The sequence below is a fragment of the Mucilaginibacter terrae genome (assembly GCF_031951985.1).
GTDB lineage: Bacteria > Bacteroidota > Bacteroidia > Sphingobacteriales > Sphingobacteriaceae > Mucilaginibacter > Mucilaginibacter terrae_A.
In genome coordinates, this window is record NZ_JAVLVU010000001.1 from 1960054 (window position 1) to 1984205 (window position 24152).

A 24152-nucleotide genomic window follows, 5' to 3' on the forward strand; every position below is an offset into this window, starting at 1 on the left:
GTTGACTCTATTTTATTGAAGAATATCTGCTAATTATAATTTGTAGCCTTGGACGGTTGTAGCGTTGCAAAAATATGGGGTAAATATTAAACAAAACATTGAGTACCATTAGCCATATTATTTGCACTAACGAATACTGGATATAAATGTAAATTGATATCAGGATAACAATAATTGCTACTATCCAATGTCCATATTCCGACTCGCGGGTTGCCCGCTCATATTTTTTAATATCGCTAATGCTATTGGATACCGGCATGTTTTTACGGGTTATTTTTTCCCAGCCAACCAGCACCAAAAACCGCCTAAACCAGTTAACGCCTAAATAGGCATATATTTTTCCGTCTTGTTCGAAAGCAAAAGCATCAAAGTACGATGATCGCAAGCGTGGCTTTAGTTGAGCGTTTACAACCGAGATCCATGCCATAAGGGCAAAGTTGAGCTGCCATGCAAATAAAAACATCGAAGTTTTAAGTCCTAACACATAAAACACGCCTATAAATGCTACCGCCACAAGGGTTGCCAAAGCCACAATAGCATATTTTTTAAACAACGGTTTTTGCTTCATTTCAAGCAATATACCATTCAATATTAAAAATAAAAAGTGCTACAGAAAAAGTTCTGTAGCGCTTTTAGATGTTAGATCGGGTATATTTTATTGCCCTGCAGTTTCACCACCGGTCCCGGCAGCACGTTTGTTGTTCTGTTCAACATCGCGCTCTATCTCGGTAATATCTACCGGTTGAGAGAAATCGCCCAGCAAATACTTTACAAAGTAATCGGCTTTTTGCCAAAAGAAATACTCGGTCATATCGCCATAAGCATGGCGCTGACCCGGCAACAGCACAAAATCAAAACGCTTGTTTGCTTTAATTAATGCATTAGCTACGCGGATGGTTCCGGCAGGATGCACATTGTTATCAATATCACCGGTTGATAGCATAAGTCGGCCTTTCAGGTTTTTAGCCAGATCCTGGTTTTTATCAATGCTGTATTGGAAAATAGTATCGCCTTTAGGAGTGATAATTTCTTTAACTCCATGATGCTTTTCGCTCCACCAGCGATTGTAAATGCTGTTATCGTGGTTACCCGATTCAGATACGGCTACCTTGTAAAAATCGGGATAAACCAACATTGCCGCGGTAGACATAAAGCCACCGCCTGAATGACCGGTTATACCCACACGGGTTATATCAATAAACGGATATTTATCAGCCAGTTGCTCAACAGTTGCCTTTTTATCGGCCAGGCCGTAATCGCGCAGGTTACCATAACCATAGGTATGGTACCATTTGCTGCGGCCGGGGTTGCCACCACGGTTACCTACCGATATTACCACAAAGCCCAACTGTGCCAAGCGGTCAACATTATTCATACTCGAGGTAAAAGCTTTATTCACAGCCTCGGTTTGAGGTCCGGGATATACGTACTCGATGATGGGGTATTTTTTAGCCGGGTCAAAATCAAACGGCTTATACATTACGCCATACAGATCAGTAATGCCATCATCGGCCTTAACTTTAAATGGCTCAGGAAATTTATATCCCGATGCCAGTAATGCCGACAGATCAGTAGATTCCAGATCCATTAACTTATGCCCGGCATTATCATACAAAACCGATTTTGGTGCAGCATTTACCCGCGATGCCGTATTGATGAAATAATGGCTATCATCGCTCATGCTTAACGTATTATCAAAGTTTCCGGGGTTAAGCAATTCAAGGTGCGAGCCATCTAAATTGATGCGGTACAGGTGCAGGTAATAAGGGTCTTGCGCCTCGCGGCCCGATGCGGTAAAGTACAGTACACGGTTCTTTTGGTCGATGTTTACTATATCCTCGCAATGGAAAGAGCCTGAAGTTATCTGATTTTTAAGTTTACCAGTTTCATCATACAAATAAAAATGAGCCCAGCCATCACGCTCAGACCATTGTACTAACTCTTTACCATCGTTAATCAATCCCGGACGGTTAATTTCCACGTAAGTGTTCATTCGCTCTTCTATTACTACCTTCACTGCGCCGGTATTAATATCAACCGTACAAACATCGATCTTCTTTAAATCGCGGCCGGTACGGTAAAAATAAAACTTGCTGTTGCTACCCAACCAAACCGATGGGCGAAACTCATCGTCTCTGTTTTTTTGCAACTGCGGCGCAGGCCAGGTAGATAGTTCCTGATCTTTAAACACGGCTACATTCAGCTTTTTCGAAGTTTTGGCTGCAAAATCAAACAATAACATCTCGCGCAAGGGAGCTTCTTTTTCACCAGGCATCTGGTACTTATAGGTTTCGAGTGTTGGGCGAGGCATGGCCACGCTGTTAATTACCCAAAAATCCTTCACCATACGCTGGTCGGTACGCATCAGCACAAAATGTTTGGCATCTGGCGACCATAGCACCTGTGCTCCCTTGCGTTTTTTGGCATTTTTTTCTCGCTCTACATTCGTTTCGTTGCCAAAGCTACTGCCGTATTCGTAGTTTTCTACCCCATCTTTAGTTAGCTGATGCTCTACAATCGTGCTGTCGTTTTCATCTTTTAAAGCTTTTTTATAATTGGCTTTATCCATCCAGTACAAGTTGTACTTTTTAGAGAAAATAATTGCCGAACTATCGGGCGCTATGCTGGCCCACATGGGTTTGGGTTTTACTTTTTCATAGTTCTTCAACTCAACCAGTTTTTGGTCTTGCAGGTTATATTGAAAGTAAAAGGTTTTCTTTTCAAGTGAATCGGCAGCCTTTTTATCCTTACGGTCTTTTTTAAGCTGCTCAACAGTACTTTTCAGTTCAAACTGGATAGTCTTTTCATCTTTTGTAAACTTGAGGTTTTCGATAGGTAAATGCTGGGCATCAAACGGATCTTTTACAATTAGTGTAATAGCTGCTGCCAGCTTTGCGTTATCAAACAAAACCTTTTTACTGCGAGATGAAGGGTCGACAATGTACCATTGCTTGCCGTTACCGGTTTCGTACATATACCAAAACCGATCTGAGCTCTTTAACCAATGCGCGTCGACCGAGGTGCTGAACACCATTTTACGGATTTTGGTCGGAGAGTACCGGGAAGCCAGCTGATAATTACCCTTAATTACAGGCTGTGCAACCACCGGGCTTTGCGCATAAGCCTGTGCGACAAGCAACGGAAGAGCGATAAGAGAGTACAGTTTCTTCATGTTTTGAGAATTGAAAAACGGAAGTTATTTTAAAATACGCACATAAAAAAAACGGGACAAAACTTTGCCCCGTTTGTAATGAAGTGTTTACAAAGCCATAGCAATTACTTTGTTTTAATGCGGTGATTTTTGAAATAGATGTAGGAGAAAACCATAGGTACCACAACCATCACTCCAGTTAACGATAAAAACACAATATTGGCCGCTCTGGCCGTTAAAAGTAAAGTGACTACGGTAATAATTAACCCGCCTGCAAACCAAACTTTACCAGCCAGGCGGTGTGTAGCAGTCCAGGTCTCTTCGCTTTCTAAAGTCCAGTGTGTACGTATGCCGGCAAAGTAGTTTGGTTTAAGGCTGTGCATAATATTACCTAAAAAAGCAAAAAACAATCCCAGCATAGGAAACAGTATTTTTTCAATTTGCAAATCACCTTCAGCAGCGGCAATAATAACTACATTAATGGCTGATAAAAACACCACTAAACCCAGTGCCATTTTTTGAAAAGTATCTGCACTATATTTAGCTTTTTGCTTAGGGTCAATTCGCGGCAAAAAATTAATAAGCAGGTAGGTACCTAAGGATGTAACTGCCATAATGCCTACCGGCACCAGCAACTCATTTGAATCGCCATAGCGGTCGGGTTTACCATCTAAACCAAAATGCAGTGCAACTTTGGCAGGCAACGCTGGGTATATGTTAATTAAATAAACTATGGGCATTAGCCAAATAGCAAACGCCGCAACATCATACCACGAAAACTTTTTCATAATGAGTTATTTATTAGGTGTAGTAAATTGCATTAACCATTTTAACATCTCGTCCATTACGGTGGTATTAAGCGAGTAGTTGATGAATTGCCCCTCTTTTACCGATACCACCAACCCGGCCTGCCGCAACAAATCGAGGTGGTGCGATATACTGGGCTTTGATATATTGAAACGCTCGGCAATTTCGCCGGCGGTCATATCTTTTTCCTTCAGCATTTCCAGTATCTCGCGCCTGGTATTATCATTAAGAGCTTTAAAAACTAAGTTCATTTAAGTATTTAGATAAATATCTAAATACTTTGTTACAAATGCAAATCAATTTCCCATAAAATAAAAAAGAGACACAACGTATTGTGCCTCTTGGTTATATATACTTTCGATAACTTACTTAGCCAGATACTTATAAACAGCCATTAAATCTTCATCTCCCAACCCCTGCTCCTGCGCGGCTTTAAAGCTTTCATATACCGGCGTGCTCAGCGGCGAAATGAGTTTCTGCTCTTTAGCGAGGCGCAGATCTTTGGCCATGTGTTTCAAGGCAAATGCCGCCGGAAACTGCCCGCTAAGAATAGATGGGGTTTTTAATTTGGTTATGGCACTGCCTACCGCACCTTCGTTTATAATGTTCAGCATGTCTTCGGGCTTTACGCCGTTGGTTTGTGCAAATTGCACGGCCTCGGCCAAGCCTTGTACATTTAGCGCCAAAAAATAATTTACAGCTAACTTAGCCGATGCTCCTGTACCTACTGCACCTAATAAAACCGACATTTTGCCTAAAACATCTAAAGCCGGCTTTGCCTTTTCAAATGCTTCGGCATTACCTCCAACGAGCATAATGAGGGTGCCATCCTGCGCTGGTTTTACACTGCCCGATACCGGTGCTTCCAAAAACCCGGCTCCTTTTACCCGGCATTGCTCATCTAAATGCCTGGAGGTTTCGGGCGATACCGTGCTTACGTTAATAAACAGCTTACCTGCAACATCACCAGCAAGCAGACCATCTTCAGAAGAGAATATTTCTTTTGATACGGCATCATCAGATACCATAACAAAAACGAGGTCGTTGCCAGCGGCTAACTCCTGCAGTCCGGCGGCCGATTTTGCTCCGGCTTCAATCACCTCCTGTTCTTTTTGCCGGGTACGGTTATAAACCTCGACAGGGTAACCTGCCTTGAGTAGATTTTTAACCATAGGGTTACCCATATTGCCTAATCCGGCCCAGCCTATTTTTTGTTTATTCATAGCAGCATAATAACGTTTTACAGCCAACAAATATTCGGTTTATAAGTTTAAGCATCAAGCTACAAAGGCAAGCATTTTGAAAAGTTTCAAAACCACTATATTACTAAGCCTTATAGCTGCACCTACTAATATTACAATAAAATATTACTAAAAGTGTTCCAAACACAACTAATACAATGCATCTAACGTATATTGTTGTGATTATACATCCAATTGTTTTTCCGCTAAAATACATATGCCTTATAACGGATTGAATAAAATCCGGTCGATGGAGAGATTTTTGGACCTTAACATCAGCCGCGAAGACGAGTTGCAGAATATTGTTACCCTGGCCGCCGAAACATGCCAGGTGCCTGCCGCATTTTTAGTTTTAGGCGAGGATGGCAAGATTGTTCAACACTCAAAGTTTGGCACCCTTGCCGAACACATTGCTGTTGAAAACAGTCTGTTAGACATCAACCTAAATGATAAGCAAGTTACAGTAATTGAGGATTTGCAATTACACACTGAATTAGCAACACATCCTTTAGTAAAAGGAACACCTCATTTTAGGTTTTATGCAGGCATTCCTTTAACTACCTATGATGGTAAAACTATTGGCGCATTATATGTATTGGGAGTTGAGGCTAAAAAACTATCAGAGCGTCGCAAGCGTATGCTCGAGCTGCTATCGCGGCAGGCGGTAACTATGGTTGAGTTTGAAATGAGCATTGATGTATTGCGCGAGCAATTCATGGAGGCCAAAAATTCGGAAAATAAACTCCGCTCGTTTTTCGAAAGCTCAAAATCGAGCCATTTGCTTATCGGCCTTAACATGGAAGTTATAACCTTTAACAAAACCTTTCATGACATTGCTTATATGCTGTTTGGCAAATCAATTACGGCCGGAGTAAAGGCAACCGATTTTATTTACCCGCCATATATTGCCGACTTTGAAAAAAATGTGCAAATAGCACTAAATGGTGAAAGCTTTAGTGGCGAAAGACAGGTTAAATTTAAAGATCTCGACCCTATGTGGGTTAAAATAAGTTATAACCCTACATACAATAGCGATGGCAATATTATAGGTGTATCATTTAACAGCACCGATATAACCCAACGCAAGCAAAACGAACAAAAAATACTTGAACAAAACGAAGCCCTGCGCAAAATCGCATTTATGCAATCACACCAGTTACGTAAACCCGTAGCATCTATTTTGGGCTTAATGAACCTGCTGAAACTTGAAGAAACCGAAGGCAACTCGGGAATTTTAAAGATGATGGAACAAACAGTGCTGGAGCTTGATGAAACAATACATGACATTGTAAAAAGCACAGAAACCAGCAGCCAACTCGACCATATTCCTAAAGATTATACTTTTTAACCGGTCTAATTTCTTGCCATTCCATTTTGTATGTTTGTTTAACCACAGCCCCAATTATGGAATTTACACAGCATCATCAGCCGCTCACCGTTGTTCAACGCTTAAAATCAATTATAGGTGGTTCATTGGGTAATTTGGTTGAATGGTATGATTGGTATGTGTATTCGGCTTTCTCGTTATATTTTTCATCGGCATTTTTTCCTGAAGGCGATAGTACGGCACAATTGCTAAATACGGCAGGCATATTTGCCATAGGCTTTTTAATGCGCCCGGTTGGCGGTTGGCTAATGGGTACCTATGCCGATAAGCATGGCCGCAAAAAAGCTTTAACGGCATCTATACTGCTCATGAGTTTGGGCTCATTGATCATCACATTTGCGCCGGGTTATAAATCAATAGGTATTGCTGCGCCAATTTTACTGGTGCTGGCTCGTATTATCCAGGGTCTTAGTGTTGGCGGCGAGTATGGTACCAGCGCCACCTACTTGAGCGAAATGGCAACCAAGCACAACCGCGGCTTTTACTCCAGCTTTCAGTACGTTACCTTAATTATGGGGCAATTGATAGCCTTGGGTGTGTTAGTTTTATTGCAACAACTATTTTTAACCGATGCTCAATTGCATAGCTGGGGCTGGCGTATACCGTTTGGTATTGGTGCTGTGCTGGCTATTAGTGTTATGTTTCTGCGAAGAAGCCTTCATGAATCGGCCTCGTTTAAAGCGGAAGAAAAAACCGAAGCACACGGCACCATCAAAGCCTTAATGCAGCACCCCAGGGCCGTGGCAACCGTTATAGGCCTAACTTTGGGCGGCACGGTAGCTTTTTACACCTTTACCACGTATATGCAAAAGTTTTTGGTGAATACATCGGGCTTTAGTAAAACTGAGGCTACCAGTATATCAACCTTTACGCTGCTGGCTTTTATGTTGTTGCAGCCTGTGTTCGGGGCACTATCTGACCGTATTGGTCGTCGACCATTACTTATTGCTTTCGGCTTGTTAGGCTCACTGGCTACTATTCCGCTTTTAAATACGCTTAGCCATACTACTGATGAATGGATGGCTTTCGGACTGATTTTTTTAGCACTGATTATTGTAAGCGGATACACCTCCATTAATGCCGTGGTAAAAGCCGAATTGTTCCCGGCAGAGGTACGGGCTTTGGGTGTGGGCTTTCCGTATGCCATTGCCGTTTCGCTATTTGGCGGCACAGCCGAATACTTTGCCCTTTGGTTTAAACAGGCAGGCCATGCCGAATGGTTTTACTGGTATGTTACGGGTTGTATTGCTGTCTCGTTGTTGATTTATGTGTTTATGAAAGATACGCATAAGCACTCTAAGATAGAGGCGCATCACGACTAAGCATTCCTCCTTTCACCTCTACATAAAAATACACATCTTTGCAGCATGAGTAAGCTGTGGCAAAAAACTACAAATGTTAACGAACTGGTTGAAAGCTTTACCGTAGGCCGCGACCGCGAATTTGACCGCCAGATGGCCGCCTTTGACGTGTTAGGATCATTAGCACATACCCAAATGCTGCAAACCATAGGCCTTATGAGTGCCGAAGACTTAGACCTGGTTCAGCGCGAGTTGAAAAGTATTTATGCCGAAATACAAGCTGATAATTTTGAAATTGAAGCCGGTGTGGAGGATGTACATTCGCAAGTTGAACTGCTCCTTACCCGCCGTATTGGCGATGCCGGTAAAAAAATTCACAGCGGCCGTTCACGCAACGACCAGGTTTTGGTTGACCTTAAACTTTTCTTTCGCGATGAGTTACAACAGGTTGTTGCTGAAATTGAGGAACTGTTTAACCAGCTTATTGAATTGAGCAATAAATATAAAGATGTTTTGCTACCGGGCTACACTCACTTACAGGTAGCCATGCCATCATCATTTGGTTTATGGTTTGGCGCTTATGCCGAAAGCCTGGCCGATGATATGGAACTGATATTAGCAGCTTATAAAATTACCAATAAAAACCCGTTAGGTTCGGCCGCCGGTTATGGCTCTTCGTTTCCGCTAAACCGTACTTTAACTACACAGCTTTTAGGTTTCGAGGCATTAAACTACAACGTAGTTTATGCGCAAATGGGGCGCGGCAAAACCGAGCGTATTATTGCACAGGCTTTATCATCGGTAGCTGCCACCTTAGCCCGTATGGCTATGGACCAAACCCTGTACCTAAGCCAAAACTTTGCCTTTGTAAGCTACCCTGAAAACCTGACTACGGGCAGCAGCATTATGCCGCATAAAAAAAACCCTGATGTTTGGGAAATTATGCGTGGCAAGTGCAACCGTTTACAAGCCCTGCCTAACGATATTGCCATGATGACCACCAATTTGCCATCGGGCTATCACCGCGAAATGCAGTTGCTGAAAGAACTACTGTTCCCAGCCTTTGCTGAACTGAAAAGCTGCCTGCACATGGCCAATTTTATGTTACAGCATATTGATGTAAAAACCAACATACTTGATGATTCTAAATATGCTTACCTCTTTAGCGTTGAAGAAGTAAACCGCCAGGTGCTGAATGGTGTGCCTTTCCGCGATGCTTACAAACAGGTAGGGCTGGACATTGAGCAAGGCAACTTCAATCCTGATAAAACGGTTAACCATACCCACGAAGGCAGCATTGGCAATTTAGGTAATGAATACATTACTGCGGCTATGGATACTGTGCTTCAACAATTTAAGTTTGATAAAACCGCGGAAGCTATTGAGAGGTTAGTAAGCTAAGGCTAACTCATTCGCCCCACCCAAACCCTCTCCGCCTAAGGCGGAAGGGCTTCAGGAAGCTTGCTTGTTTTATATTTTTGAAGTCTCCCCTACCAGGGGAGATTTAGAGGGGGCTTTAACCTAACAACCAATAACCACCATCCATGAACGGACAAAACCGAAAAGATATTTACCCCGGCCTGCTGGTTGATATAATTTTGAAAAAAGATCAGCGCAGCGGCGAGCTTACCCGTGGGGTAGTAAAAAACCTGCTTACCAGCGCAGCCTATCACTCGCGAGGTATAAAAGTACGTTTAGAGGATGGGCAGGTTGGCCGGGTAGCATATATTATTGACGAAGAAGATTAATAGAAAAACAAATCAGGTTTATTTATATTTATCAGGCTGTTATCCCTCAACTATATGCCCGAAAGTATCAATAGCAAACCCAAAAACTTAGCCTTTCACTTTGATGCACATTATCGCCTTATAATGGCTATAATCATCAGTGCTATTGTGGCTTTCGCTGTTCAATCCTCATTTCCCGGTACCGAAACCATACTGCTTACCTGGATAAGTTTCGCCATAAGCCTCATCATTCCCGAATGGATAACCATACTTAGCGCCCACCCGCGCGAGGTACGTAAATACGCTTCTATCCAGGATTCGAGCCGTACATTTATTTTCCTTTTTGTACTTATAGGGGCCATGATCAGCTTGCTATCGATCATATTTTTAATGCGCTCTCCTAAAAGCGCGACAGAATCACAAGTGCTGGGACATATAGCGTTAACCATGGGTTCGGTTATCGTATCGTGGTGGCTGGTACATACTGTATTTACCCTACGCTACGCCCATTTATTTTACGACACCCATAACGACCAGGGACAACAAATCCCTGCCGGTGGTTTAAACTTCCCCGAAGAAAAAGAGCCCGATTATCTCGACTTCGTATACTTTTCCTTTAACCTGGGCGTGGCATTCCAGGTATCTGATGTGGCCATCACCTCCCGCAAAATGAGGCGCTTGGTGTGGATACACAGTTTAATAGCATTTGTATTTAATACGGCAATAGTGGCCTTGAGTATTAATATTACTTCCGAATTATTGTCAACCAAGTAATAGCCGGTTTAAAATATTTTTTATTGTGGCAACTTACTTGTAGCACTTGGCGCGTTACATACGTATAGCTTATAGTTTTACTTTAAGCTAAATACCCCTAAAAAAATTTACTATGATGCCGAAACGCATACTGGTGCTTGATGATAACAAAGACCTGCTCGATATGGTAAACGAAGTGCTGTCGTATGAAAATTTCCATGTACATGCCACTTCCACAAGCGATGATATTATACAGGTTGCACAAAAATACAATCCCGATCTGGTAATACTCGATTATCATTTAAGTGCAGGAAGCAGCGATGATATCTGCAGGCAGCTTAAAGCCGATGAGCAATTGGGGAATGTTCCGGTGATCATTTTTTCAGCTTATATTAACCGCAATAGCAATTATACTGCTTATAACTGCGAAGCTGTAATTGCCAAACCCTTTAACCTTGCCGAACTGGTTGACAAGGTAACTGCCCTCACTGCACAAAATTAAATTCTATTTTCTGCTTTTGAAGCCTTGCTTTGTACATTTTTGAATACATTAAAACCTCCATTAAAGACCAAAACAGCACTTTTATTACTTAACATAGCTTGGAATTAAATATGGCATGCAATTGGTATTAGCTGTAATAACTAAAACTAAACTGCTATTATGAAAACATCAGATACCAAAGCTCAAATTCTGCTAAAATCGGTAGACATTGAATTAAAAAAGTTATTGCAGCAAGATCTTACTGCGTATCGAATGATGCAGTTGAGAAATAATGGCATCAACCAGGGCAATAAACAAGCTGCCTGATAATATATCATCTACCCTATGATAAAAGGAGTTTGTATTAAAATATAAGCTCCTTTTAATTTTAAGCAAGTTGCTTAACTCAAAGATTTACAAATAAACACTGCTGCTCTCGATAAGAAATGTGGTAATGAATTGAAATCAGGAACATAAAATTAAAACCAATGGCTAAGCGAATAATGATAATTGATGAAGATGTAGTTGAATTAAACAGGCTATCGCTTTTGCTTGGCTGCAAAGGATATGATGTTTGTCCCCTGCACCGTTCTTACAAAGTTTTCAGCGAAATATCTAAATGCCATCCAGATTTGATTTTGATAGACAGCATGCTTACGGAGATGGACAGTATGGTGGTGAGCAGGGCGCTTAAAGCCATTGATACAGTTAAAGACATTCCATTACTGCTTATATCAGGCAAAAATTATAACAATTATACTTACCCCTTTAAAAGTCAGGAAACTAAAGAGCCGGTTGTGGCTACTGGTATAAATGCTTTAATTAAAGATATTGAATTAAAGTTAGCCAGTTAACTTTTCCAGTCCATAGCGCGGGCACGTATGCGTTTTATATAGTGCCTTACATCAAGCACTATACCTGCAAAAAAGTAGAAAAATAAGGGAAAACCTACCGCCAGAAAAGAAGAGTATATAAAAAACAGTCTTATTTTGGCAATCGATACATTGAAACGTTCGCCTAAATAAGTACATACCCCAAACGAGTAACGTTCAAAAAAGGTTAAGATCTTTTGTATCATGATACGTTAAATTTTAATATTTCGTTTCCTACCCCGCACTGTAAGCACTTTTTATGGTTACAGTAACTATTCCTCAATTCCAATAATGCCTGCGATTCAAAAGCTGTTTTGGCTTTAACACCCAGATCATAAAAATCATCCACAATATGATTGTGTTCAACAGGTAAATTTTCAAGCAGTTCTAAACTCCTGTCAATATATTTTTGTTGCTGATGATAGCTGCCATAGCTATACAAAAATACCGAAACTGTGTTTAGTAACAATAAATCTACCGATGCATCACCAAAACTTTTGGCCGATGATTTCGACTCGGCATCGAACCGGTAATGGTTTAACCAATAATCATTAACCACAATATTACCAAAAAGTTTGCGCAATTGAGGCACTTCTGTAGTTTCTAATATTTTAGAAAACAAGTGATTAGCTTGTAATACCAAAGTTGCGAATTGTGCCAGCCGTATGGTAGGAAAATTTTGCGGACGCAAACGCATAAATTTCCATAAGTGTTTTTCAACCGGGCTGAGGTTATACTTCTTTTGCAAATACGCATATTCGGTTTTCAATTTCTGAGGATATTCATCCGTAAAATCGTCCTGCAAAAAACCGGCTTGCCCAAATATCAGGGCTTCTACCTGTAAAGGGATGTGTTTGTTTTTTGCCAAAATATTTTGAGGTAACGATTTTGCCAGCAGTTCAAACGGCAAAGCATTCACCTTAAAGCCAAAATTTGCCGCCAAAAACTGGTAAAAGGTTTCCTCCCAATCGCCTTTGTTTAGCTTTAGCCTCTCAATAACTGCTTCCGATTTCTTTTGCAAACGCTCAACCAATACCCTTGTCAACCAGTTTTGTATCGCCATGCTTTTTACCGTGCCAATACTCCCCTCGCAAGGAATGATCTGTTGCTTGCCATAAGCCAGGTTATGATAGCGGAGGTATAAGTCGGCAGGTATACGGTTGTGCAGTTGGAGGGTTGGCAAAGGCTTGCCATCCATGCCTGCTATATCCTCATCATGTTGGTATACTACATGTAAAATAACGTTATTGTATGCTTTATCATGCGTGTGATGGTGCTTATGCCAATCGCTCGAAGCCAGGTGAATTTCTACATTACCGGCCCACTCTGTATCTCCAATACGCAGCCGGGCGTTCTGAAAATCGGCACCGGAGTTAAAGTTATGAATACCGGCCGAAAGTATTTCGATCATTTCGCCCTCGGTGGTTTGAATCCCGTTCATATCAAACAGCTTAAACTTCCATAAGTAGTGCAAAAAATCTTCGGTAAAAAGCATGTGGTAATATAATTAAATTCCGGTACTTCAGTAAATCTGTCCATTACATGTTTTGCAAAATAAAATTTTGTAACAAATAAGTGATGCATATAGTATGTAATTACTTTCCATTACATTTAGTTGAAAATTTATTAACCCCTACAAATGAACAAGTTTTTACTCAGCATGGCTTTTGCTGCTGTAACTGCGGGTAGTTTTGCACAAACTCGTCCCGACAGTACAACACGCCGCACGGCCCTCCCTGGTGGTTTTGCCGGCGCTACTCCTCAGCAGCGCGCCCAGCCCCGCCCTTACAAATCGGTAATTACCGAAAAGGCTGTTACCCGCAAAGGTTTGTTTAAAACCCATAAGGTTGACGACAAATACTTTTTTGAAATTGGCGACAGCGTGCTAAACCGCGAAATTTTAGTAGTTAGCCGCATATCACGCGCAGGTGCCGAGGTGCGTGCTGCAGACGGTTACGCCGGCGACCAGATTGGCAGCACCATTATTAAGTTTGAAAAGGGTCCTAACAACCGTATTTTCATGCGCAAAATTTCGTACCGCGCTTACAGTGCCGATAGCACCAAAGCCATGTACCAGGCCGTACAGCGTTCAAACATACAGGCTATTGCAGCAGCATTTAATATTGCCGCTTTCAGCCCCGATTCGAAAGGTTCGGTTATTGACATGACCGATTATATTAACGGCGATAACGAAGTATTTTTCTTCAGCTCGCCCCAAGGTAAACAACGCATCCGTTTAGGTACTCTTGTACCTGATCGCAGTTATATTGAAAATGTACGCAGTTTTTCGAACAACGTAGAGATCAGCACTGTTAAAACTTATGGTTTATTGGCTGCTGCCTCGCCATTTGGCCGTGGTGCAACACCAGCCCCTGCAATGGGCGGAGGCGCTGCCAATGGCTCGGTAACGGTTGAGCTGAATACCTCATTGGTTATTTTGCCTAAGGTGCCTATGAAGGGTCGTTACTTTGACCCTCGCGTGGGCTACTTTACCAGCAACTACACCGATTTTGACTTAAACCCTCAAGGTGTTAAAGACGTGCAGCTGATTGCCCGCTGGCGCCTGGAGCCCAAAGCTGCCGATATGGCCAAATACAAACGCGGCGAACTGGTTGAACCTAAAAAGCAAATTGTTTACTACATCGATCCGGCTACGCCTAAAAAGTGGATTCCTTACCTGATGGCCGGCGTTAATGATTGGCAAGCGGCTTTCGAAAAAGCAGGTTTTAAAAATGCTATAGTAGGTAAAATTGCTCCTACTGCAAAACAAGATTCAACCTGGAGCCTTGACGATGCCAGCCATTCAGTAATTGTTTACAAACCATCTGAAACTGAAAATGCCAGCGGTCCGCATATTTCTGACCCGCGCAGCGGCGAGATTTTAGAGACCCACATTAACTGGTACCACAACGTAATGAAACTGGTGCATGATTGGTACTTTATCCAAACCGCGGCAGTTGACCCACGTGCCCGCAAAATGACGTTTGATGATAAACTGATGGGCGATCTCATCCGTTTTGTATCATCGCACGAAGTTGGTCATACACTGGGTTTACGCCATAATTACGGTTCAAGCTCAAGCGTACCTGTTGAAAAACTGCGTGATAAAGCTTATGTTGAAGCAAATGGCCACACACCATCGATTATGGACTATGCCCGCTTTAACTACGTAGCTCAGCCAGAGGACAACATTACATCGAAAGGTTTATACCCACGTATTGGCGATTACGACAAATGGGCCATTGAGTGGGGTTACAAATACCTGGGCGATAAAGGCCCTGATGCCGAAAAAAGTGAGCTGAACAAAATGATCATCGAAAGCGCCAAAAACCGTCGCCTTTGGTTTGGTACCGAAACCAACCCTGATGATCCACACTCACAAAACGAGGATCTGAGCGACAACGCCATGGTTGCCAGCACTTACGGCATTAAAAACCTGCAACGTATTGTTGTTAAATTACCCGAGTGGACCAAAGAAACCGGCGAAGGTTACGATGATCTGGAAAACATGTACAACCAGTTAACCACCCAATTTGGCCGTTACATGGGCCATGTGGCTAAAAACATTGGCGGCATTTACGAAAACCCAAAATCAACCGATCAGGCCGGTGCTATTTATGAATACACCCCTGCCGCCACCCAACGCGAGGCTATGGCGTTTTTAGATAAGCAATTGTTTACCACCCCTACCTGGATGCTTAACCAACAGGTATTAAGTAATATTGGTACTAATCCGCTGCAAGTAGTATATACCCGCCAGGATGCGGTATTAAACCGTTTAATTACCCCACGTACATTTAATAAACTGGTAGCATTTGAAGCAGTAGATGGCGCTAAAGCTTACAAGGTAACCGACTTTATGGGCGATATGCAAAATATCATCTTCCGTGAGGTTAAAAGCAACCAGGCTATTGACGTATACCGCCGTAACCTGCAAAAGCTTTATGTTGACAAGCTGATTAACATTGTTAAGCCAGCACCGGCACCTGCTGCTGCACAAGCTGTATTTACAGGCCGTGGTGCACCAGCACGTGAGTTAGAGCAAACCGATGCAGTGTCGGTAGCTAAAGCACAACTGCGATCTATTAATAGCTTAATAAAATCGGCTAACAATTCCGATTCGATGAGTGCTTACCACTTACAGGATTTGTCGGAGCGTATTACCGAAGCGTTGAATCCTAAAAACTAATTCTTACAGATAGTTTTAAACTAACTCAAGCCGTCTTGCTTTTGCAGGACGGCTTTTTTATTGCCATTGAGCAACATTAGCCAGGGGAGCATTTCCCCACCAAACGGGTAAAGTTGGGGAAATATTAACCATCGTTTAATACTCGCTGATTGTTATTTGAGGTTTTGGCACGAGGCAGAATGTGCGTTTTTGATAGCATGAAGACCGTTTTGTGTTGGATTGTTGTTTTTGTTTAGTTGATGGTATAACAGTTGCCTATTACTTATCAAACAACAACAAATTAAATTCAACAACTCATTAATACCCCCTGATCGATATGAAAACTAACTTTACCTTCGCCGCCATCATCCTTTTCGCTGCTGCTTTCTTTACCAGCTGCCAAACTCAAAATGTTGCTTCCCGCTTTACTTCTAAATACGCTAAAGCAAACGCAGGTAAAGTATACGCCCAGTCATCAGAAACCGTAGAGTTAGGTTATGCCATGTTAGCCTTAACCGATTTTGCTCAAAACGATACCAATATTGTTGATCATACCTCAGCTTACTATGCTGAGGTAATGAATAAGTTTTCTGCTTTAAAAAACTCAAAAGGTGTTCAGCAGTTAAATGCCCAGTTAAGCCGCAACCCATCTTTAGCTAAAAGCTATGTGGAAGGTTTATATGCTTTCCAGATGAATAACGGCCGTTTCGGTTTAAAGTCTGATTACCGCATAGACTTAAACAAAATTGACTTTAAACGTTACGGTGCTTTGTTAGAGAATTTCTACAAAGAAGCTGCTTTCCACAGCTTTTACATGCAGCACGAAGGTATGTACAATGAAATGGTTGCTAAAGCTAATAACGAATTTACTTTAACCGCTGCTCAAAAAGCTGTTAATGCCCAAGGTTTTCACATCATTGTATCTCCTTTAGCTAAAGGCACTACTACTATGGCTATCAAAGGCCATGCTTATACCGAAGGTGTGATCTTTGCAGGTATCAAAGTTGAAAACAACAATGATAAACCAAATTATAACGCTGTATTAGCCACTAAAAACCGTATGGCTGCTGAGTAATTACAGCCCAAGTTCCCCAAGCCCCTAATTAAGTTTTCATATGTAAGTGTTACGGCCGCCTGAAGAATCAGGCGGCCGTTTTTTGTGATACAATCCTTTCTATCATTAAATCGCCGGGCTCTCACTATACAGCTTCCACAACTCATCCAGCGTTTTGCCGGTTTGCTTTTTCCAGGTGTCGGCGGTGTAGGTATGGTCGCGCAGCTGCTTATCTAATTCTTTAACAATACCTTTCTTTTGCTTCTTTTCAAGCCATACTAAAAAACGAGCTGTTACGCGGTAGCTATTGGTATAGTTTTGTGTAGGTTTAAAATCGGGCAAAGCCCATTTAGCGGCGGCATTATTTACACCAAACTGGTTACGGGCATAATCGGCAATGCCTTCGGTAAGCCATCCGGGACCAACACTGTGCTTATAATCCTGCACTACATGCATACCCTCGTGGGTTACTACGTCAATATCTTCGGGGTGTTTTTTAAACCAATCGGGGTTATAAACAATACGGCCATCGCCAGTGGCAGCAACGCCTTTGTAAGCCGTATCCACTACAAAAGCAACAGTTTTCGAAGCAGCTTTATTATACTCTTTGGCTAATTTGGGGTAAACGTTAAAAAAGGTTTCTACCAAGCGTCTTTCAATACCAGGGTCAAGGGTGGGGTCGTTACTGGTGTAAGTGAGTGTATAGCCTTTACGCTCGTATTTGTTAGGCTCCTGCGCATTTGCATGATTAAAACCGAGTAGCGAAACACCAGCTACTGATAAAATTCGGGTCACGTTTTTCATATGGCAATGTACAATAGCTATTAATTTGTAGTATGTAAAAATCATATACATTTGTATAAAATATTTAGGTGGCAATGTGCCCCAAATAACCCTATGATCAATACCGAAACATTATATAATGATGCTGTTCAACTGCTAAAACAACTGATTTCTACACAGTCGTTTAGCCGCGAGGAAGATAAAACCGCCGATATAATTGAGGCCTTTTATAAAGAGCGCAACATCAGCAACCAACGTAAGCTCAATAACGTATGGGCTTACAATAAACATTTCTACCCGGCCAAGCCTACCATCCTGCTCAATTCGCATCACGATACGGTAAAACCCAACTCGGGGTACACCCGTAACCCGCTCGAACCAACTGTTGAGGGTGGTAAACTATACGGGCTGGGCAGTAACGATGCCGGCGGATGTTTGGTATCGCTCATGGCAGTGTTCCTGTATTTTTATGAGCGTACCGATCTTAAATATAACTTTTGCATTGCCACCACAGCCGAAGAAGAAGTATCGGGCACTAATGGTTTAGAGCTGGTTATCCCCGATTTAGGTCCACTGGATTTTGCCATTGTGGGCGAGCCTACGCTTATGCAGTTAGCCATAGCCGAACGCGGCCTGATGGTGTTGGACTGTACCACCCACGGCAAAGCAGGCCACGCCGCCCGCGAAGAAGGTGAGAATGCCATTTATAAAGCCCTGGCCGATATTGAATGGTTCCGCAACTACCGTTTTACAGAGGAATCGGAATTATTCGGGCCTATCAAAATGTCGGTTACTATCATTAATGCAGGTTCGCAGCACAACGTAGTGCCTGCTACCTGTACCTTTACGGTTGATGTGCGGGTAACTGATGCTTACCGTAACGAGGAAGTGCTCAACATTATCCGCCAGCAGGTAAGCTGCGACGTGGTACCACGTTCTATCAGGCTTAAACCTTCATCCATCGATAAAAACCATCCTATTGTGCAAGCCGGTATTGCTTTAGGTAGAACTACTTACGGCTCGCCCACCACGTCTGACCAGGCTTTGCTCGATATACCTTCGCTCAAAATGGGTCCGGGTGATTCGGCACGTTCGCATACGGCCGATGAGTTTATTTATCTTAACGAAATTAAAGAAGGCATCGAGCTTTACATCAAACTACTCGAAGCTATAGTTTAAGCACATATTATGGAATTTGGCAAAGTACCCGCGCCCGAGCTTAGTGTTATTGATTATGCTTTACCACCTGATATGCCTGTCACATCGGCTTCGCTGCAAAAAACAGCTCATACCAGTCAATTTAAAGTACATGTAGGCTGCGCCAGCTGGGCACAAAAGGTTTGGAAAGGCAACCTGTATCCGCCCAAAACTAAGGATGCCGACTTTTTGCAGGAGTACGTTAAGCACTTTAATATGATAGAGCTTAATACCACGCATTACCGCATGTACGATGCTGAAGCCATACGCAAGTGGAAAGAAAAAGCATCCGGCAATCCCGATTTCAAATTTTGCCCTAAGTTTAACCAACTCATCAGCCACATTAAACGCCTCAAGGGTGCCGATGAACTGACCACCGACTTTTTAGAAAGCATGCTGGCTTTTGAAGATAAGCTGGGTCCTCTGTTTTTGCAGCTGAACGATAATTTCACGCCCAAAGACTTTCCCGTCCTAAAAGCCTACCTTGAAAGTTTGCCGCGCGATTTAGAAATTTCCCTGGAGCTGCGTCACCGCGATTGGTTTGGTGTACCGCAAAACCGGGATGTTATTTTTGAGCTGATGCATAAACTGGGTATAGGCGCTATTATAACCGATACAGCCGGCCGCCGTGATGTAGTGCATATGGGCTTACCCACTTCCAGCCTGTTTTTACGATTTGTGGGTAACGCCCTCCACCCTACCGACTATGTGCGCATTGAAAGCTGGATCGAGCGCATTAAAGAATGGCGCAAAAAAGGATTACAGTCGGTATATTTAGGCATGCACCAGTCCGACGAGTTAGCCTCGCCGGTACTGTGCGATTACTTTATTGAGCGCATTAATAAGGAACTGGATTTGAACGTACCACGCCCCTTTTTAACGCCCCCAACACAAAACACCTTGTTTTAATGCAAAGCTTTACGCTTCATTAAGCCACCGGTAGTATCATCAATACTATGCTGAATAATAAACGCAGCAGGGTCGATCTTCAAAATACGCTCTTTTAGCGCCGGAACCTCGAGGCGGGTTACTACGGTGAAAATAATATCACGGGGATCGTTAATATGGCCGTCTTTACCATAGCCGCTTTTGCCTTGGTAAATAGTAACACCACGGCCCAGCTGCATGGTTATTACCTTGCGCATAACTTCACTTTTAGCCGATATTACCGTGATACCTGTATATTGCTCAATACCGTTAAGAATGAGGTCGATCATTTTAGAAGCAGCAATGTATGTAAGAATGGAATACATGGCCGATTCAATACCTAAAAAATAAGCAGCCGTAGCAAAAATCACGATATTTAGGATAAGTACGATATCGCTTATTTTAAGTAATTGTGCTTTCTTGCTTAGTAACAGCGCCGCAATTTCGGTACCGTCTAACACTGCACCGCCACGCATGGCAAAGCCAATACCTACACCAATAAAAAATCCGCCAAATACAGCGGTAAGTAATTTGTCGGGGGTAATATCCGGAAAGTGTAGAAATGCTACACACAACGCCAATCCAACTATACCAAACAAACTTTTTATAGCAAACATGTTGCCCAAGCGTTTGTAGCCCAGTATTAAAAAAGGGATATTAAGTAAAACGATATAGATGGCAATTGAGGTATTTGTGATGTTACCAATGAGCATGGATATACCGGTTACCCCTCCATCAATGAAATGGCTCGATAGCAAAAAGCCTTTGAGGCCTAATGCTGCCGAAAGTATTCCTAAAACAATTAATAACCAGTCAATAGCGATCTTCTCTTTAGTAACTTTCATAGTATAAATTTGGTAGATAGTGCCTATATTTATAGTACAAATACAAGCTGTTTAACACAAGGTTTGGCCGTAAGATACAAATTAGGGCTTAATTTTTGATTAGAAACTGAGTATGGACGCCAAACAGAAGACGATTTTGATTGCCGACGATGATAGGGCTATTGTTGATTCTATAACAGCAATACTCGACCATTCGGGCTACGAAGTTTTGAAAGTACTCGACGGGACATCGGTAATGCAAGCGGTAAAAGCACAACCAGACCTTATTTTGCTTGATATACAAATGCCCGGGCACGACGGGCAAACCGTTTGCAAACAATTAAAACGCCAGGCTTCTACCAAAGATATTCCCATCATCATGGTATCGGCCAGTATGGATGTGCAACGTAAAGCCACCGAAGCCGGAGCCGACGATTACCTTGCCAAGCCCTTTGATATGCACACCTTACAACAAAAGGTGTTTAATTTACTGAACAGGCAGTTTTAAATGTAATGAATAGTTATTGAGTTATTAGTTACTACCCTATTAATTATTAAAATTCCGGTTCAGATAACCTTACCACGTCACATTTATATCGCTCATTACCAATAAGCCTGATATAATTCCTATCTTGCAAAATTATATAAGATAGAGTGACTTTTAAGGATTTCAATTTCAACGAGCAGCTAACCGAGGGCCTGCTCAGCATGGGTTACAAAACCCCCACCGCAATACAGCAAATGGCCATACCTGTTGTTATGGAAGGCAAAGACGTAATTGCTTGTGCCCAAACCGGAACTGGTAAAACAGCATCGTATTTATTACCTGTACTTAACTTAATTGGCGAGCACCCTAAGCATCAAATTAGTGCATTAATATTGGCTCCTACCCGTGAATTAGCCCAACAAATAGATCAACAGGTTGAAGGTTTGGCTTATTTTACCGAAATAAGCTCTCAGGCTGTTTACGGTGGCGGTGATGGCATAGCATACGAGCAACAACGCCGCGGTATTGACAACAAAGTTGATATATTAATTGCCACGCCTGGTCGTCTTTTGTCGTTCCTGTCTTCAGGTTCATTAAAGCTCAATCACTTACAGTACTTAATATTAGATGAGGCCGACCGCATGCTGGATATGGGCTTTCACGAAGATATAATGCGTATTATTAGCCACATACCAACCAAACGGCAAACGTTGCTGTTTTCGGCAACCATGCCGGGTAAGATCAGGCAGTTGGCGCGTACCATTTTAAAAGATCCTGAGCAAATAAACATCGCCATATCGCAACCGGCATCGGGCATTAACCAGCAAATTTACAAGGTGCACGATGAGCAAAAGGTTAAGCTTTTAACTGGTATTCTAAAAAGCGGCACATACAACAGCATCATCATATTTTCATCAACCAAAGACCGCGTAAAGCAACTCAATAAGGATTTAAAAGCTGCGGGCTTAAAAGTTGATGCATTCCACTCCGACATTAAACAAAATGAACGCGAAGACATATTGCTGGAGTTTAAGAACAAGAAACTCCCCATTATTATAGGTACAGATGCGCTGTCGCGTGGTATTGACGTAGAAGGGATTGACCTGGTTATAAACTACGACGTACCACCCGACCCCGAAGATTACATACACCGCATTGGTCGTACCGCACGCGCAGCCACCAATGGCACAGCCATAACTTTTGTAAACCAACGCGATTACCGCAGATTTCAAAGCATACAACAGCTCATTGACCGCGAAATTGAAGAAATTGCCCTCCCGGCAGAATTAGGTGAAGCACCCAAATTTAAACCCGAAGCCAACAACCGTCCACGCAATAGCCGCGGTCGTGGCAATAACCGTGGTGGCAAAGGCGGCAACCGCAAACCCGGCGGCGGTCCTAAACAACAAGCTAAGGGGCAATAATCTGCTTAGGCATCAATTGGACTTTTTCTTTAAATTGCATTATGGAAAAATTGGGTACAGTAGACAAGCTTTTAGCCAATATCAACAACATACACGAGTTAGGACGGCAACGTGCATTTGAGTTGGGTAATCCGTTTTACGCTAAATATAAGGGTGATGGCGAGTACTACACCAAAGAAATGCCAACAGGTGAGCTATCTTGTGAAGGTGGAAATTGTTACTGATGAAAATGATATAGCTGTAGAAATTAAGGACACTATTTTTAAACAACTCTAAGAGCTCATATCAATCTCCTATTCCCCATTTCTTAGCCCAGGCCGGATACTTATTAATCACCTTTTGAGGGCTGTAAGTGTACCAGGCATAACCCGAACGGCGTTCGCGAGCTACTTCGGCTAAAGAGTATACCACTTTGCTGTCGCGGTTACAAAACATAGGGCGATGGGTTGCCAGCTCATAATAGCGTGTCCATATGGGTGGCGCGTTTGGGTCTTGTACCACAACTTTGTCGCTATGCGAAACCGTGTATTGGCTGGTATCGGGCGCCGCCTGAATGTCTTTTACCCTAATGCCCTGAATAGCCGATGTCTTAAACCATTTTACCGCCTGCTGCACCGCATTTATAACCTGTGGCGAAGGATTATCCAAACTCATCAATAACTGTACAATTCCCACACTTTCTGCATTACAAATGGATGGCGGCTCGAATGCACGTGCCCAGGCCGGTTGCAAAGTAAACTCGTCGTGCTGCTGGCACCAGGCGGTTAGGCCGCTTTTATCTTTAATTTGCGTGTTAAGTATGCATTCAATCCCTTTATTAAAGGCTTTAGACACTTTTGCACGTAAATCATCGCTTAAAAAAGCGTAAACAGGAGCGTTATCTTTTACATCACCCAGCACCTCCATAATTCCAACAAAAGCATCATCATTGTAAGTAATATGCCGGCTGTACCCTTTTTCTAATGGATAATATTGCGGCCAGCCTCCGTTGCTGTATTGCGCTTCGAGGATATACTTAATTCCCTTTATGGCTGCATCACTAAACCGTTGAGCATGGGTAACATTATAAATTTTGGCCAAAAATGCCACGTGGGTATAGCTGGTGCTGTTATCAAAGGTGGTATTGAGGTTGCCTTTATCATTAATGAGGCTGTCTTTTTGGTCGGGCGTGAGTATGGCGGTAACATCATAGTTTTTGGGCCAGCCACCGTTTTTCTTTTGGTAGAGTAAGATGTTATCGCCAATGGCTTCCAAATCATCAGCTTTGTAGCGGGGCTGGTTCTTTTGGGGGTTGATGACGTTGTGCTTGTCTTTAATACCGTACCAATGCGACGCACTGCTCGCAAAAATACTAAGGCTGATGTCGTGCCCGGCGGGTTTATCTTGCGCACAAACTTGCTGTATGCCCAGGGCAAGCAGTATAATAGGTAATAACTGTTTCATAATTGGTTATGATAAAGTTAGGCATTAATCATTGGCATAGGCAACCGCACGCCAGCTGTGTAACAGCAATTTTGTGTAACAACAGCGTGACTTTCAGTTCATACGCCCTTTACTTATATTGGCTG

At 42.6% G+C, this 24152-nt stretch carries 25 protein-coding genes; 15 read left to right on the forward strand and 10 right to left on the reverse strand.

Going from position 1 to position 24152, the window contains the following annotated elements:
* Positions 1 to 7: 7 nt before the first annotated feature.
* The 5 genes from QE417_RS07940 to QE417_RS07960 form a co-directional block, all read right to left on the reverse strand.
* On the reverse strand, positions 8 to 568 hold the full coding sequence (locus QE417_RS07940; RefSeq protein ID WP_311949091.1) for a glycosyl-4,4'-diaponeurosporenoate acyltransferase CrtO family protein: 561 nt from the start codon (positions 566 to 568) through the stop codon (positions 8 to 10).
* Positions 569 to 655: 87 nt separating this feature from the next.
* Entirely contained in the window at positions 656 to 3172 is a 2517-nt protein-coding gene (locus QE417_RS07945) for a S9 family peptidase (protein ID WP_311949092.1), read from the reverse strand.
* A gap of 104 nt (positions 3173 to 3276) precedes the next feature.
* Positions 3277 to 3939, reverse strand: coding sequence for an SdpI family protein (locus QE417_RS07950; RefSeq protein WP_311949094.1), 663 nt, complete (start codon positions 3937 to 3939; stop codon positions 3277 to 3279).
* 6 nt (positions 3940 to 3945) lie between these two features.
* Entirely contained in the window at positions 3946 to 4209 is a 264-nt protein-coding gene (locus QE417_RS07955) for an autorepressor SdpR family transcription factor (protein ID WP_311949097.1), read from the reverse strand.
* 114 nt (positions 4210 to 4323) lie between these two features.
* Complete coding sequence (locus tag QE417_RS07960; RefSeq protein ID WP_311949100.1) at positions 4324 to 5181, reverse strand: NAD(P)-dependent oxidoreductase; 858 nt, start codon at positions 5179 to 5181, stop codon at positions 4324 to 4326.
* Positions 5182 to 5449: 268 nt separating this feature from the next.
* On the opposite strand from QE417_RS07960, the gene QE417_RS07965 reads away from it, so the two are divergent.
* The 8 genes from QE417_RS07965 to QE417_RS08000 all read left to right on the forward strand — a co-directional run bounded on the left by QE417_RS07965 (position 5450) and on the right by QE417_RS08000 (position 11702).
* The gene (locus QE417_RS07965) at positions 5450 to 6547 is read left to right on the forward strand and encodes a GAF domain-containing protein (RefSeq protein ID WP_311949102.1); all 1098 of its coding nucleotides are present in this window, start codon (positions 5450 to 5452) and stop codon (positions 6545 to 6547) included.
* 56 nt (positions 6548 to 6603) lie between these two features.
* On the forward strand, positions 6604 to 7908 hold the full coding sequence (locus QE417_RS07970) for an MFS transporter (RefSeq protein ID WP_311949105.1): 1305 nt from the start codon (positions 6604 to 6606) through the stop codon (positions 7906 to 7908).
* Between the two features lie 45 nt (positions 7909 to 7953).
* Complete coding sequence (gene argH, locus QE417_RS07975; RefSeq protein WP_311949109.1) at positions 7954 to 9288, forward strand: argininosuccinate lyase; 1335 nt, start codon at positions 7954 to 7956, stop codon at positions 9286 to 9288.
* 143 nt (positions 9289 to 9431) lie between these two features.
* The gene (locus QE417_RS07980) at positions 9432 to 9635 is read left to right on the forward strand and encodes a YwbE family protein (RefSeq protein WP_311949111.1); all 204 of its coding nucleotides are present in this window, start codon (positions 9432 to 9434) and stop codon (positions 9633 to 9635) included.
* Between the two features lie 54 nt (positions 9636 to 9689).
* Complete coding sequence (locus QE417_RS07985; RefSeq protein ID WP_311949114.1) at positions 9690 to 10388, forward strand: DUF1345 domain-containing protein; 699 nt, start codon at positions 9690 to 9692, stop codon at positions 10386 to 10388.
* Between the two features lie 112 nt (positions 10389 to 10500).
* Entirely contained in the window at positions 10501 to 10869 is a 369-nt protein-coding gene (locus QE417_RS07990) for a response regulator (RefSeq protein WP_311949115.1), read from the forward strand.
* A 159-nt stretch (positions 10870 to 11028) separates the two neighbouring features.
* Positions 11029 to 11175 carry a hypothetical protein gene (locus tag QE417_RS07995; protein ID WP_311949117.1) on the forward strand — a complete coding sequence of 49 codons (147 nt, stop codon included), beginning with the start codon at positions 11029 to 11031 and terminating at the stop codon, positions 11173 to 11175.
* Positions 11176 to 11336: 161 nt separating this feature from the next.
* Positions 11337 to 11702: a response regulator gene (locus tag QE417_RS08000; RefSeq protein ID WP_311949119.1), complete on the forward strand. Its 366-nt coding sequence runs from the start codon at positions 11337 to 11339 to the stop codon at positions 11700 to 11702.
* Here QE417_RS08000 and QE417_RS08005 read toward each other — a convergent pair.
* Together QE417_RS08005 and QE417_RS08010 are read right to left on the reverse strand one after the other, a co-directional pair.
* Positions 11699 to 11926 carry a PspC domain-containing protein gene (locus tag QE417_RS08005; protein WP_311949120.1) on the reverse strand — a complete coding sequence of 76 codons (228 nt, stop codon included), beginning with the start codon at positions 11924 to 11926 and terminating at the stop codon, positions 11699 to 11701. The two genes, QE417_RS08000 and QE417_RS08005, sit on opposite strands and share 4 nt — an antisense overlap.
* On the reverse strand, positions 11923 to 13215 hold the full coding sequence (locus QE417_RS08010) for a DUF2851 family protein (RefSeq protein ID WP_311949122.1): 1293 nt from the start codon (positions 13213 to 13215) through the stop codon (positions 11923 to 11925). The genes QE417_RS08005 and QE417_RS08010 overlap by 4 nt, the downstream gene beginning before the upstream one ends.
* Positions 13216 to 13359: 144 nt before the next feature.
* Between QE417_RS08010 and QE417_RS08015 the strand changes: the two genes are divergently transcribed.
* Positions 13360 to 15909, forward strand: a complete 2550-nt coding sequence (locus QE417_RS08015) for a zinc-dependent metalloprotease (RefSeq protein WP_311949124.1) — start codon at positions 13360 to 13362, stop codon at positions 15907 to 15909.
* 316 nt (positions 15910 to 16225) lie between these two features.
* On the forward strand, positions 16226 to 16963 hold the full coding sequence (locus QE417_RS08020) for a DUF4932 domain-containing protein (protein WP_311949125.1): 738 nt from the start codon (positions 16226 to 16228) through the stop codon (positions 16961 to 16963).
* Between the two features lie 105 nt (positions 16964 to 17068).
* Here the strand turns inward: QE417_RS08020 and QE417_RS08025 are convergent, their stop codons facing one another.
* Positions 17069 to 17746 (reverse strand): basic secretory protein-like protein, encoded by a 678-nt coding sequence (locus QE417_RS08025; protein WP_311949127.1) that lies wholly within the window; start codon positions 17744 to 17746, stop codon positions 17069 to 17071.
* A gap of 93 nt (positions 17747 to 17839) precedes the next feature.
* Here QE417_RS08025 and QE417_RS08030 point away from each other — a divergent pair, with 93 nt between their 5' ends.
* Positions 17840 to 18904 carry a M20 family metallo-hydrolase gene (locus QE417_RS08030; RefSeq protein ID WP_311949128.1) on the forward strand — a complete coding sequence of 355 codons (1065 nt, stop codon included), beginning with the start codon at positions 17840 to 17842 and terminating at the stop codon, positions 18902 to 18904.
* Positions 18905 to 18913: 9 nt separating this feature from the next.
* A complete protein-coding gene (locus QE417_RS08035) occupies positions 18914 to 19831 on the forward strand; it encodes a DUF72 domain-containing protein (protein ID WP_311949130.1) in 918 nt (305 codons plus the stop codon).
* Here QE417_RS08035 and QE417_RS08040 read toward each other — a convergent pair.
* Entirely contained in the window at positions 19828 to 20694 is an 867-nt protein-coding gene (locus QE417_RS08040) for a YitT family protein (protein WP_311949132.1), read from the reverse strand. The two genes, QE417_RS08035 and QE417_RS08040, sit on opposite strands and share 4 nt — an antisense overlap.
* Positions 20695 to 20806: 112 nt before the next feature.
* Between QE417_RS08040 and QE417_RS08045 the strand changes: the two genes are divergently transcribed.
* From QE417_RS08045 to QE417_RS08055, 3 genes are all read left to right on the forward strand, one after another.
* Positions 20807 to 21181 (forward strand): response regulator, encoded by a 375-nt coding sequence (locus QE417_RS08045; RefSeq protein ID WP_311949133.1) that lies wholly within the window; start codon positions 20807 to 20809, stop codon positions 21179 to 21181.
* Between the two features lie 146 nt (positions 21182 to 21327).
* Positions 21328 to 22584, forward strand: a complete 1257-nt coding sequence (locus tag QE417_RS08050) for a DEAD/DEAH box helicase (RefSeq protein ID WP_311949135.1) — start codon at positions 21328 to 21330, stop codon at positions 22582 to 22584.
* Between the two features lie 41 nt (positions 22585 to 22625).
* Positions 22626 to 22808, forward strand: coding sequence for a hypothetical protein (locus QE417_RS08055; RefSeq protein WP_311949137.1), 183 nt, complete (start codon positions 22626 to 22628; stop codon positions 22806 to 22808).
* 61 nt (positions 22809 to 22869) lie between these two features.
* Here the strand turns inward: QE417_RS08055 and pelA are convergent, their stop codons facing one another.
* A complete protein-coding gene (gene pelA, locus QE417_RS08060; RefSeq protein ID WP_311949138.1) occupies positions 22870 to 24027 on the reverse strand; it encodes a pectate lyase in 1158 nt (385 codons plus the stop codon).
* Positions 24028 to 24152 lie beyond the last annotated feature (125 nt).